Source organism: Spiroplasma syrphidicola EA-1 (assembly GCF_000400955.1).
In the GTDB taxonomy this organism is placed as follows: Bacteria; Bacillota_I; Bacilli_A; order Mycoplasmatales; family Mycoplasmataceae; genus Spiroplasma; species Spiroplasma syrphidicola.
In genome coordinates, this window is the sequence record NC_021284.1 from 547,522 (window position 1) to 560,459 (window position 12,938).

The window sequence follows — 12,938 nt, forward strand, 5'->3', positions numbered from 1 at the left end:
TTTTATTGTTCTTTAAATTTTATTTCCTATTTAGTGCCAAAAGTGACTTCAATATCGTAACCATAAACTGGTGAAACATAGCCATTAACAACATTTGCTGCCATTTTATCATGGTTCATAAATAGCATTGATCCAGGCTTAACTTCTAATTTAGCAATTTTTGTATTGTAATCAACTGTTCTAATTCAAAAATCTTCATTTAAAACATCACGATACTTATTAACAAATTCTTCCCCAAAATATTTAGTTACTAAATCACCGACAATTTCTTCAATATTATTGATTGTATAGTCATTATCTAAATTTTCTTTAAGAGTACTTCAATCCCCTGGTATTAAATCATCAGTTGGTAATTGTGTTGGAGTAACATATGGACGATTATCTTCTAAAGCTTTAAAAGTTATTTTAATTTTTTCATTAATAAATGAGTTATTTTCCGGTGGGTTTAAGATAAATGTTCCGTTATAATTATTATCTATTTTAATTGTAACAGCCCCTGGGGTACCAGATCATTGGAGCCCTCAAGTAATCATATTAGCTTGGAAAAATTCCATTAATAAATTTTTTGCTCCCACGTATTCAAATACTAATGGCATCATTAGCATAACAGCTAAAGCATTTTCATCTTCAGGATATTTTTGTATATGTCCATTATAATAGTCAATAATATTATGACCAAGATAAATATTTCCTAAATTTTGAACTGGAATTAAATCACTTCAAAGCATTTTTTCATTGTAAATAATAACGCTGCCAGTAAAGTTATTTTGGCCAGTTAAAGTAACATTTCCTCCTGCTTCATAATCTACTTCAACATCATTTGCTGTTAAATTAGTTTGATTTAAAAGATTAATTGCTTCTAAAATCCCCTCTTTATTTTGTTTTGCTTCAGGGATTCCATTAATTGCTAATGATGTTTTAGTAATAATATGATAAACATCATTTGTTAAAGGATTAATTGTAACCTTTTTTGTCACAAAAGGTGCTCTGTTAGGTTCACCCATATAACGGATAATCGCTTCATTTAATCCTGGCGTAAATTTAATTTGTAAAATATCAACATTATTTCCATCTTTTACTAATAGTTTTTTTAATTCATAGGCGTTTGGAATAACATCATAGCTATCTTTAATATTGAATTTGTCAATTGGACTAGCAACATTTTGAGTTCCACAGGCAATAACTGAACTTGCCCCAGAAGCAGTAATGGCAACGGCTCCTAAAATACTTAATAATTTTTTCATTTTTTTGTTTCTCCTTTTATTGTTTAAAATTAGTTTTTATTTTGTTTTTTTTATTTTAAGATTTATTTTAGTAAATTATTAAAATAAAGGTGGTGCTACGCCCTTTTTAAAATTATTTAAATAAAGTGATCAACGAAAACGGAAAATTAAGTTTCGAAATTTTAACGTAACTGCATTCAAAAAATTATTAGAAAAATAAATGATAACAGTATTTTGAGGTTCAATGACAACTAAATACTCAAGATAGTTTTCAAAAAATTCTTCAAAAAGATCAATATTTGAAATGTTTTTAATTATTTTTAAGTACTTTTTAAAAAAAATAGTAATAATAATAGTTGTGATTAAAAAAATAATAAAACTTGAATATAAAAAGGCAAAAAAGTAATATAAGCCAAAATAAATACTATCTTCTGCTCCTAAAATGATGCTAATTAATGAATGCCTATGATTAAATATTTTTATGAAAAAAATGAAAAGATTCGTTATTCATAAAATTATTAAGATACTATTATTGCCAATAATATTTTTTCATTCTAATTTGACCTTTGGTGATGCTAAAAAATTGTATCTTTTTATATCTGTATATAATTGAATTAATAAACTCATATATGAAATAAAAATAATAAAAATTATTATACTATATAGTAAATTATAAATTCAGTAAAATAAAGTTATATTATTTAGAAAAACGTTAAAAATTGCTGTTATGATATTATTTAAAACAAATAGTGCCAAAATAATGCCAACAAGTCAACAAAATTGATGTTTAATTTTACTGATGTTCATAGTAGTTCTCCTAATTAATATTTTAAACCTACTTATTATTATACTTTTTAAAATTATTTTTGCAAATTTTTAAATCAAACGTGATTGATTAAAATAGTTGATTTTTATTGTTTATTTTTAAATTACTGGTCGTTCCCTATTTTTTAATATTAGTATTGTAAATAAATAATAATTAATCACTATTTTTTGTTCTATTTGAATTACCTTATTTATAAACTTTTTTGTTTTAAAGTTAACATTTACTATAAAATATATTAAAATTAGTAATATCAACCTTAGTAATATCAACCTTAGCAATCTTATTAAAGGGCGGCGGGAGGGAATTACGCAAGAAGGGAAACTATTTATGAAATTATTATTAAGTATTTTAGGGGCTGTTGGGTTAACAGCAACAAATGTGCCTTTAATTTACCCATCAGTTAATGGTAATCAGGTAACTAATAAAACAGATAAGAAAGCAAGCCCAATTAATTTAAATAACTTAAATTTAGGAGTTATCAGAGCTGATATGTCTCCATTAGATGGTTCAGACTATAATTTTGCGGATATTAAGAGACAAGTTTTTATGGGGATTTATGAAGCCTATCCAGAAAACGCCGATGTACAATTGTTATTTTTTTCACTAATTAAAAACGAATCAGCTTGATTTATTGGTGGTTTAAAACAAACAATCCCAGCGAAAAATGAAACTTTCACTATGGATGCTCTATTTATTCCGATTAATGAACCAGGATTTACAGGAGAATTAAAATTCAAATTAACTTATACCAACGGGGAAAGTGATCATTCTTTAGGAAGTGTCCTTATTAATAATGATTTAGGAACTTTTCAAGAAAAAGACATGAGCTATAAAATAGTTTTAGACAAAGTACTTAAACTTAATGGCAATTTAAGAATCAGTGATATTGCAATTAAAACGGGTAATTTACATTATGGAAAAGCAATTATTAGTGCAACAAAAGAGTCTGGTTATTTTGGTGATGTGGAAGTCAAATATAAAACAATCATTCCTGATATTGCTAATTTTGCTGAACGTAAAAATACAGCGCTACATGTTACAAGCGGAACACGTTGAAGTGAAGTACATGCAACAACAAGATATCGATCAGTTTTAGGAAAACAAGAATTTATAGATTATTTTAATCTTAATTTATCATATTATGGTGAATATGAATCAGGGATAAGTTATCCAGGGGGTTCAGTAATAACAAGAAAAACTAATTTTGATAAAACAGTTGAAATCCGTAATACAGGTAATGATCAAGAGATTAATATAAACAATTGAGAAGAATCAAATGGTAATTGGCAAGCTTTTTATGTAAAAGTAAGTTATGAGTTTGAACCAGATGGTTTAACATTATTATTGATAACTAAACTTGTAATTGGGATGAAAGCAAGTTTTGTCCTTGGTACTAGTTATGATGCTTATGCAAATGCACAAGGAACTAGATTATCTTTTAGTAGTAAATATTAAATATTTTATAGAAAAATTTAAAAGCCATTTTATTAAAAATGGCTTTTAAATTTAATTTTAAATTTTAGTTATTGTATTTTATTAAGTTATTATTTTAATAATCTTATTGGTAAAATTCATTTAAGTAAATATCTCTGAATCAGTAGTTAACATTTTTATCTCAGTTTACTGATCAAGTCATTAATCCTTTGATAAAGATGTTTTTTGCTTTTAAGTAATTTGTTGCTTTTGCAATATCACCTGTTTGAACTTGACCGTTATTAGCAGCATCAATGTTTGAAGGTAATCCCATTACTAATTTGTTAGCATCAATTTGATAGAAGTTATCTTTTCCCTCTACAATGTATTTGCTAATTAAGTATAAAAATTCTGCTTTGTATTCAACGTTATTTTGCGGTAATCAATATAAGTTCAAGTTTAACTCAGCACGATCTTCTTCTTGGACATTAACTCCATCACCAGCTTGATTATAAAATTGAGGATTAATTCAATCATAATATCCTTCCAGGGATTCTAAATATGTAATATAATCTGCATTCGCTGCGTTAGTTTTTAAGTATGGAAATTCTGGCGCCATTGTAATGTAGAAATATTTTCCTTGAGCTTGATAATAGTCTTTAACATATTTTAAAGCTTCTGGAATAACTGTTTCGTTATCACTAGCATTAATAGCAGTTTGTTCTAAATCAATATCTAGACCATCAAAATCATATTTATTTGTTAATTCAATAATTTTATCAATGAAAGCATCTGTATCAGCTGTTTTTAAATCAACATGTGCATCTGCTCCTCCTAATGATAAAATAACTTTCTGACCACGACTATGTAGTACATCAACTTCACTCGCAAAAAAAGCATTTTTTTGCTCTTGTGTCATTTCTGGGTGTGTTGCGACTAATGGTGTAAAATCAGGCAATACCCCTATTTGTTCTGAACGCATAAATGAAACATTAACAAAACTGTAATCAGTTGGAACGTCAGTTAAATCGATATATTTTGCAAATTCCTGTGTTCATTGTGCTGATTGAGCATTGTCAAAATTATGTCAGTATCCAACTAAAACTGAATTTTCTGTTTCATTAATATTGTTTGTATTATTTACTAAAGTTCCGATTGGAGCTGCTCCTAAAGCAAAAACTCCAGTTAATGATAATAATGTTTTCATAAATTTTATCCCTTTCATAGTAAATTAAATCGTTGATAAATTTATATAGACGTTATTTCTTTAATAAGTAGCATGGTTAATGCTAAAATAATTATAACTGATTTTAAAAAAATAAAATAGCCTTTTAAAGGCTATTTTATTTAAGTATAACTTCTTTATTAATATTAATATTTTTGTCAAAATCTATTTTTAATAAAATTTTACTCGTATCTTTTTTAGTAGACGATTGTTCTTTTATTGTGAAGGTAACTTCAATTGTACCAGGATTATAAATTGTACTGTCATCTTTTGCTTTGATAGTAGCTTTTGTTTCTTCAGCAACTCCGTCTAATTGGATTTCAGTAATGTCGACATCCTTGTTTACTGTTTGAATAACGTTAAGGATTGTTTGTTCTTCGTTGTTGTCAAGTTCGCCTAATGTTGTTTCTGTGATTACATCGCTTAGATCTTTTTTCGTATTTTCTTGTTTTATTGTGAAGGTAACGTCGACAGTTCCAGGATTATAAATTGTACTGTCATCTTTTGCTTTGATAGTAGCTTTTGTTTCTTCAGCAACTCCGTCTAATTGGATTTCAGTAATGTCGACATCCTTGTTTACTGTTTGAATAGCGTTAAGGATTGTTTGTTCTTCGTTGTTGTCAAGTTCGCCTAATGTTGTTTCTGTGATTACATCGCTTAGATCTTTTTTCGTATTTTCTTGTTTTATTGTGAAGGTAACGTCGACAGTTCCAGGATTATAAATTGTACTGTCATCTTTTGTTTTGATAGTAGCTTTTGTTTCTTCAGCAACTCCATCTAATTGGATTTCATTAGTATCAACTTGGTCATTTTTTGCTTTAATGGCATCAATGATTGTTTGTTCTTCGTTGTTGTCAAGTTCGCCTAATGTTGTTTCTGTGATTACATCGCTTAGATCTTTTTTCGTATTTTCTTGTTTTATTGTGAAGGTAACGTCGACAGTTCCAGGATTATAAATTGTACTGTCATCTTTTGTTTTGATAGTAGCTTTTGTTTCTTCAGCAACTCCATCTAATTGGATTTCATTAGTATCAACTTGGTCATTTTTTGCTTTAATGGCATCAATGATTGTTTGTTCTTCGTTGTTGTCAAGTTCGCCTAATGTTGTTTCTGTGATTACATCGCTTAGATCTTTTTTCGTATTTTCTTGTTTTATTGTGAAGGTAACGTCGACAGTTCCAGGATTATAAATTGTACTGTCATCTTTTGTTTTGATAGTAGCTTTTGTTTCTTCAGCAACTCCATCTAATTGGATTTCATTAGTATCAACTTGGTCATTTTTTGCTTTAATGGCATCAATGATTGTTTGTTCTTCGTTGTTGTCAAGTTCGCCTAATGTTGTTTCTGTGATTACATCGCTTAGATCTTTTTTCGTATTTTCTTGTTTTATTGTGAAGGTAACGTCGACAGTTCCAGGATTATAAATTGTACTGTCATCTTTTGTTTTGATAGTAGCTTTTGTTTCTTCAGCAACTCCATCTAATTGGATTTCATTAGTATCAACTTGGTCATTTTTTGCTTTAATGGCATCAATGATTGTTTGTTCTTCGTTGTTGTCAAGTTCGCCTAATGTTGTTACTGTAATTACATCACTTAGATCTTTTTTATCATTGACAACTGATAGTGTAAAGTTTACCGTTTGTGTGCTACCTGGTTTATAATCTTTACTATCACTTTTTGCTTTAACAATTGCTTCTGTATTGCTAGGAGTCCCGTCTAATTGAATTTGGTTAATGTCCAAGTCTTTGTTTGCTGTTTGGATAGCATCAAGAATTGTTTGTTCTTTATTGTCTTCAAGTTCACCCAAAATTTTTACTAAAATAACATCTTTTAATTCTTTTTTTAACTCAAATTGAATTTCAATTCCTTTATCATTTGGTAAATAAAATTGACTATCTTTAATTGGTTTGATTGTAGCTTTTGTATCAGTAATATTCTCAATTAAAATTTCTGACATGATAAGATCTTTATTTTTATTTTTAAGATTTTCAAGAATAGTAGAATCTGACTTGTCATTAATTTTTTCTAGATTTGTTACTTTTAAATCTGTTGATAGTTCTTTTTTGACAATGTATTCAAATGATACTTGCATTGTATCATCACTAAGATATTGACTATTAGCATCTTTGGCTGTTAAATTATAAAATTTACTTTCAGCATTTCGTCCTGATTTAGTTTCAGTAAGTTTAAGCTCCGCGGTTTTTAATTGATTATTTTCTGGATAACTAGCAATAATTGCCAAAATTTCATCAAGATTACTTTTAGAAATGTCATCAGTAAAAGTAGTTTTTTTAAGATGAGTTGATAAAGTAATTTTTGTTGCTTTAAAAGTAACTTTAATTGTTGAATTACTTTTGTAAACTGTACTATTAGGTTTTGGATAAACAACAGCACTTGCTTCAGTAATATCTTTAACTAATAATTCTTTAATTTGTAATTCTAAATTTTGTTTTTGGGCTTCTTGTAAAATTACTTCAGGCTTATTACTTGAAATAGTTGTTAAATTAGTTATTGTAAAATCGTTAGATAAAAGAATTAAGTTATTTTGACTATTTGCTTGATCAGTTAAAAAATATCAAGTTATAAAACCACCACTAGCCCCAAGTAACAAAATTAATAAGACAAAAATAATAGCTATTTTTTTACGCATTTTTGAAATGTGAACTAAATAAAAATTATTTTTAACTTGTAATTCTTTAATTGCTGAAATTTGTGATTGATTAGATAATTGATTATTACCAGAAGGTATTAAACTATTTTTACTTTGCATAATTGTTTCGCGAGACAAAGTAATCGTATTATTAATGACTGGCAATTTTGATAAACCAAAATTATCATATAGATTATCTTTTCAAATAAAAACATAAGAATCATAAGGACAGCGGATTATTCCGACTGGCCGAATTCCTTGATCTTCTCTTATTGAACGATTAGGGTCAATACGGCAATTAAAAATATCTAAATTTTGGATATTTTTGCTTGAATTATGTTTAATATTGTTGATTATATCATTAAATTTTTTTTGACATGCTGGGCACATACGATTATATAAAATATCAAGTTTATTTTTCACTTTTTCAGTTTTCTCCATTTAAATAGCTTTATTTTTCTATAATAATTCTTCAAAAATAATTATATCATTTTTTTGATTTTATTACTATATATAATGATTATTAATAACATTTTTAAGAGAACAACACTAATTAAAAGGCAAAAAAATTTATAGTTTTATTAAAAATAACAAAGAAAAAAACCGATAAAATTATCGGTTTTTAAGCAAATAAAGTGGTAATTTAATTTTTAAAATTATTTTCCTGAAATTTTTGAAAGTTCTTTTGCTACTGATTCAACATAAACTCCAACAATAATTTGGATTCCTTTGTCTTTTGAAACTAGAACTAAACCAGCAACACCTGTATCTTTAATTTTTTGTTGATCAATAATTGTGTTATCTTTTACTGTTAAACGTAAACGTGTCATACAGTTATCAACTTTTTCTAGGTTATCATGACCAATTGCATCATAGATTACTTTGGCCATTTTTGCTGCTCCTTCTGGATCTTTTTTCAAATCAAATCTTGTTTCACTACCTGTAGGGGCACTTGCCACAACAGGTCCAACACTAGTAGCTAATTGAACGTTTTCTTCTTTTTGTTTTTTATTTGCATGTTTTTCAACTGTTTTTCCTAATTTTTTAGCAATTGCAGCGGCTTGATCTTCACGCCCTGGAGTTGCTAAGTTTAGTTTTTTAATTAATCATTTAAATGAGAAGAAGTATACTGCTCCCTCTGCAATACCAATTGGCAGAATCATTAACGGATTTCCTAATACTTTGTAAATTGGGTTTTGCAATGTTCCTGAAATTGTTGACATATCTCATGATGTTTTGATTGAGACAGCTCAGTCAACAAACCCAGCTGAGAATCCAAATCCGGCACGAATTCCGAATCCAACAGTAATTGCGGCGAATACTCCAGTAATTAAAGCATGTAATCCTAATAAGATTGGTGCTAAGAAGATAAATGAGAATTCAATTGGTTCTGTAACCCCTGTTAAGAATGAAATTCCAGCAGATGATCCTAAGATTCCGGCTACTTCAGCACGTTTTCCTTTATCTTCAACTGATAAAATCATTGCAGCACAAGCGGCTGGTAAACCAAACATCATCATTGGGAAGAATCCTGTTTGGAAGATTCCACTTCCTCCAGCTAAACCAAATTTAGCATCAGCATATAATTGTCCTAAAAAGGCATTAATGTCACCATTCATGGTTTCAATAATTCCTGTACTATTTCAACCATCAATAATTGGTTTACCATTTTCCATATGATAAACTGCTCATTGTAATACCCCATCTGTGATTTGGTATAATGGTACTCCGTTCAATGACATTAAGTGTCCAACAATTGGTTGTTGGAATCATAAATAAGTATTTAATACTTGGTGTAATCCAAATGGAATTAATAAACGGTTAAAGATTCCATAAAAGAATGCCCCAAGCGGTGGGATTGCCCCTAACCCGTAACCTAGATATTGCAATGCAAGTTGTAATCATGGTCATATGGCCGCAATAACAAATCCTCCTAATAAGAAGAATAAGACTGTAACCATTGGCACAAAACGACGTCCTGAGAAGAATCCTAAAGCGGCTGGTAATTTAACATCTTGATAACGATTATAAATTAACGCAACACAAGCTCCAGCTAAAATTCCCCCAAAGACTCCCATATCAATATTGTATTTAGCACCATAAGTTCCATCTGCTGCTTTTGAATTGAAATCAAAAACATATAGAATTTGTGAATGCGCTTCTGTCCATTTTGCTTCCCCATTAAAGTTACCAATTGGTTCATAGCTTGTCATAACATTGCTATAGTATAGTTGTGGAATAATTGCCATTAATCCTGTGATTACAGCTCATCCAAAGAAAGCAACTAATGCTGCTTCTCCCCGGAAGTCTTTGGCCATTCCAAATCCTAACCCAATGGCGAATAAAGGTGCAAGGTTATTTAAAGCAGCAGATCCTACTGCATTTAAAATAGCCCCAGAATATCAAATCCCCGAAAGTGATCCTGTCTGTGTTAACGCAGAATTCAAACTACTATCGGTCATTAATGCCCCTATCCTTACTAATAAGGCTGCAATCGGTAATACAACAATTGGAAACTGTAATGCTTTACCCAATTTTTGTAAATATTGCATAGATTTTTTCCTTTCTTAAGAATAAATATTAATTATAAAATAGTTACAAATATTTATTGCACTGCAATCTGAATCACGGTAATTATTCCGACAACTAATGCAACAGCAAACAATGACGATAAAATTAAAAAAATATTTCCTTTAATTTCTGTTACAATTCCCCGTTCTTTAGTTGCAACAAGTGAACCAACACGATTGCTGCGAATTTTTTTTCTTCATCAAAAAAAATGTAAGAGTAAAAAAAGCACAATAAAAAATATGCTCACTGCAACAACTGAACCTCAAATAATCATTAATGTTTGTAAATCTAAATCACTACTATTAACTGAAGTATTTATTGGTTTTAAATTGGTCATTGAATAAAATATTTTTAACATAGCTTTCCTTTTTTTAATGATATATTTTTAACTATTTATAAAAAAATTATAACAAAAAAATTAAATAAATTTAATTTTTTAAAGAATAATTTTCTGGAAAATTATTTTTGGTTATATTTAATCATTTGCCCTTTTTTTGGTGCTTTTGAAGTTGGTGGCAAAACTTCATGATTGTGTTGTGAAATAAAAATAAATGAATGACTTGATTTAATACAGTTTGGGGTTACGCAATGTAATTTATATTTACATGGTTTTGTTCGGCAAAAATACATTTGTTGTTCACAAAATGGACATTTTGTAATTGCTACTTGTCCATCTTGCAAATTGTTACATTTTTCACATTCTTTGGCATGTTGTTCACAACCAACTAATACTGTATCAGGCATTGGGATTTTACTTTTTGTTAGATCTTTATTTTTTTCTTCCGGTTTCATAAGATATTTCCTTTCGTTGTAATACAAAAATAATTTTTATCGTTATTTTGTTATTTGGTCCAAAACATTTTTAACATTAAAATTATTATAAAACTTGATTACAATTAAAATCTAACTTTTTTTTACCCTAAAAACAATTAGAATTCCCAAAATTCTGACTTTTTAAAGTTTATTTTGGTTTATTTTGAAAATTATAAAGGCATAAAACATAAAAAAATGATAAGAACAACGCTATTTTTGTTCTTATCAATATCTTTTTTTGTTATTTTTATTGCTTATTAATTAATTGTTGCCAAAAAGTCATATACTTCTTGATAATTTGGCTCTGATGTTACTGGTGATACAATTTGTAAATAAATTACTTTATTTTCTCGGTCTAAGACAAGGACAGTTCGAATTAATAAATTAATAAAATCAAAGTATAGTTTTGTTTTGTTTCCAAAATCCCGATAGTTTGCATCACTTAACAATAAATGTTGCGGGTGAAGAAAACTTTCACAAGCACGATTTAAAGCAAATGGAAGATCACGGGAAATTGTAATTAATTGAATGTCAGGGTATTTCTCTAAGATTGTTTTATTAAATTGCGTTGTTTGTAATAAACAAACGCTAGTATCGATACTTGGGATTGTTGAAATAACTTTGTATTTGTTCTCAAGCGAATTTAAATCAAAGTCCTCTAAATCGGTTTTTTCGGCGATAAAAGATAGTTTATCGCCAACTTTAATATGGTTGTTACTAATTTTTTCGAAAACGTTTCCTAATAATGTGCCTTTAGCCATATTTTTACCTCATTTCTTGTCTTAATGTAAATATTATAATACAAAAATAACCACTTTAAGCAGTTATTTTAATTTTTTTCAGGCTGTATTGATAACATTTTCAATCATTTTGTTAGAAATATGATTGACAGGATTAGCTGTTCGTTGCAGTAAGGCAATAAATTCAATGTTTGCTTTTTTATTGCCAAGAATTGGGGAATAATCTAATTGTAAAACACTAAAATCATTTGCTAAAGCCAGGTTAATAATTTTAGTAATTGTTTCAAAATGAACAGTAGGATCAGAAATCTTGCCTTGATTAACTTTTTCAATTGTTGTTTCAAATTGTGGTTTAATTAAAACTACCGCAAAATGGTTAGGCTGTAAAATGTCTTTTAAGGGTGGTAAGATTTTATCTAATGAAATAAAAGAAACATCACAGCAAGCAAATTCAATCGGTTGGGAAAATAAACTAGGAGTTGCATAACGAAAGTTTGTTTTTTCGAGACTAATAACTTGGGCGTGTTGGCGTAGTTTTCAGACTAGTTGATTTGTACCAACATCAACGGCATAAACTAATTTGGCATTATGTTGCAATAAGCAATCGGTAAATCCCCCAGTTGAAGAACCAATGTCTAAGCAAACTAAGTTTGTCACATCAATTTTAAAGGCTATTAATGCTTTATCTAATTTATCCCCTGCTCGCGAAACATATTTCATCTCTAATCCGCGTAATTTAATTTCACAGTCAAGGGGGACTAATTCTCCGGCTTTTAATGCTGGAACATTATTGACTAAGACATTATTAGCTAAAATCATGGCTTTGGCTTTTTCCCTTGATTCTGCTAGGTTTCTAGTTAACATCAATTGGTCTAGACGAACTTTCACATTTTTTTCTCCTTTTAATAAAATAGTTTTTTGTTTTTAGCACGGTAAAAATGCTGTTGTTTTTTAATTCGCGCTGTTCGATAAGTTTCAATAGCAATATCTTGCTGAATTAAGTAGTTAGTAATTTTTTTAAAGAAATAAGCCCCATAAGTTGTTGATCAACGTAGATCAATTTCATTATTTAGTAGTTTATTTTCGACAATTTTTGTATAGTTAATAACAATATAGTGACATGTTAATAGTAAATTATTAATGTTATTATATTTAAACATATAATAATCAGTTTTTGGTAATTGCAGGGATGAAATTAAACTAACTAAGTTTTTGGGTACAACTAATTGTTGATTATCAAGATCAAGTTCAACCTCAGCTGGCTGTCATAATGGGATATAATGAATTTTTGCTTTGAGACGAAATAATTCGCGACGAGTACTGTTAGTAATTCGCCATTTTTTTGCTCATTTATTATTGGCCCAGTTATAATATTTGATATAATCTTTTTCCATACTTTCACCCCTAGTATTTATAGTAATTATACCAGAAATTAAGGTCTAAAAATAGTAGGCCTCAAAGTTATCAAGCAAGAAAA

The 12,938-nt window shown here is 28.6% G+C and carries 11 protein-coding genes; 1 reads left to right on the forward strand and 10 read right to left on the reverse strand.

Annotated features, from left to right (window positions below; translation table 4 throughout):
• Nucleotides 1-26 precede the first annotated feature (26 nt).
• Together SSYRP_RS02590 and SSYRP_RS02595 are read right to left on the reverse strand one after the other, a co-directional pair.
• A complete protein-coding gene (locus tag SSYRP_RS02590) occupies nucleotides 27-1,244 on the reverse strand; it encodes a lipoprotein (protein WP_016340750.1) in 1,218 nt (405 codons plus the stop codon).
• A 78-nt stretch (nucleotides 1,245-1,322) separates the two neighbouring features.
• Nucleotides 1,323-2,030: a hypothetical protein gene (locus SSYRP_RS02595; RefSeq protein ID WP_016340751.1), complete on the reverse strand. Its 708-nt coding sequence runs from the start codon at nucleotides 2,028-2,030 to the stop codon at nucleotides 1,323-1,325.
• Between the two features lie 346 nt (nucleotides 2,031-2,376).
• Here SSYRP_RS02595 and SSYRP_RS02600 point away from each other — a divergent pair, with 346 nt between their 5' ends.
• Nucleotides 2,377-3,504 carry a hypothetical protein gene (locus SSYRP_RS02600; RefSeq protein ID WP_016340752.1) on the forward strand — a complete coding sequence of 376 codons (1,128 nt, stop codon included), beginning with the start codon at nucleotides 2,377-2,379 and terminating at the stop codon, nucleotides 3,502-3,504.
• Between the two features lie 103 nt (nucleotides 3,505-3,607).
• On the opposite strand, the gene SSYRP_RS02605 is transcribed toward SSYRP_RS02600, so the two are convergent.
• The 8 genes from SSYRP_RS02605 to SSYRP_RS02640 all read right to left on the reverse strand — a co-directional run bounded on the left by SSYRP_RS02605 (nucleotide 3,608) and on the right by SSYRP_RS02640 (nucleotide 12,855).
• A complete protein-coding gene (locus tag SSYRP_RS02605; RefSeq protein WP_016340753.1) occupies nucleotides 3,608-4,669 on the reverse strand; it encodes a glycosyl hydrolase family 18 protein in 1,062 nt (353 codons plus the stop codon).
• A gap of 136 nt (nucleotides 4,670-4,805) precedes the next feature.
• A complete protein-coding gene (locus SSYRP_RS02610) occupies nucleotides 4,806-7,760 on the reverse strand; it encodes a hypothetical protein (RefSeq protein WP_016340754.1) in 2,955 nt (984 codons plus the stop codon).
• Nucleotides 7,761-7,993: 233 nt separating this feature from the next.
• On the reverse strand, nucleotides 7,994-9,889 hold the full coding sequence (locus SSYRP_RS02615) for a PTS transporter subunit EIIC (protein WP_016340755.1): 1,896 nt from the start codon (nucleotides 9,887-9,889) through the stop codon (nucleotides 7,994-7,996).
• Nucleotides 9,890-9,942: 53 nt separating this feature from the next.
• Nucleotides 9,943-10,266: a hypothetical protein gene (locus SSYRP_RS02620; RefSeq protein ID WP_016340756.1), complete on the reverse strand. Its 324-nt coding sequence runs from the start codon at nucleotides 10,264-10,266 to the stop codon at nucleotides 9,943-9,945.
• Between the two features lie 101 nt (nucleotides 10,267-10,367).
• Nucleotides 10,368-10,700 (reverse strand): hypothetical protein, encoded by a 333-nt coding sequence (locus SSYRP_RS02625; protein ID WP_016340757.1) that lies wholly within the window; start codon nucleotides 10,698-10,700, stop codon nucleotides 10,368-10,370.
• 278 nt (nucleotides 10,701-10,978) lie between these two features.
• Complete coding sequence (locus SSYRP_RS02630) at nucleotides 10,979-11,482, reverse strand: thiol peroxidase (protein ID WP_016340758.1); 504 nt, start codon at nucleotides 11,480-11,482, stop codon at nucleotides 10,979-10,981.
• Between the two features lie 63 nt (nucleotides 11,483-11,545).
• Nucleotides 11,546-12,349: a TlyA family RNA methyltransferase gene (locus SSYRP_RS02635; protein ID WP_016340759.1), complete on the reverse strand. Its 804-nt coding sequence runs from the start codon at nucleotides 12,347-12,349 to the stop codon at nucleotides 11,546-11,548.
• A 14-nt stretch (nucleotides 12,350-12,363) separates the two neighbouring features.
• Nucleotides 12,364-12,855 (reverse strand): hypothetical protein, encoded by a 492-nt coding sequence (locus tag SSYRP_RS02640; RefSeq protein ID WP_016340760.1) that lies wholly within the window; start codon nucleotides 12,853-12,855, stop codon nucleotides 12,364-12,366.
• Nucleotides 12,856-12,938: the final 83 nt, after the last annotated feature.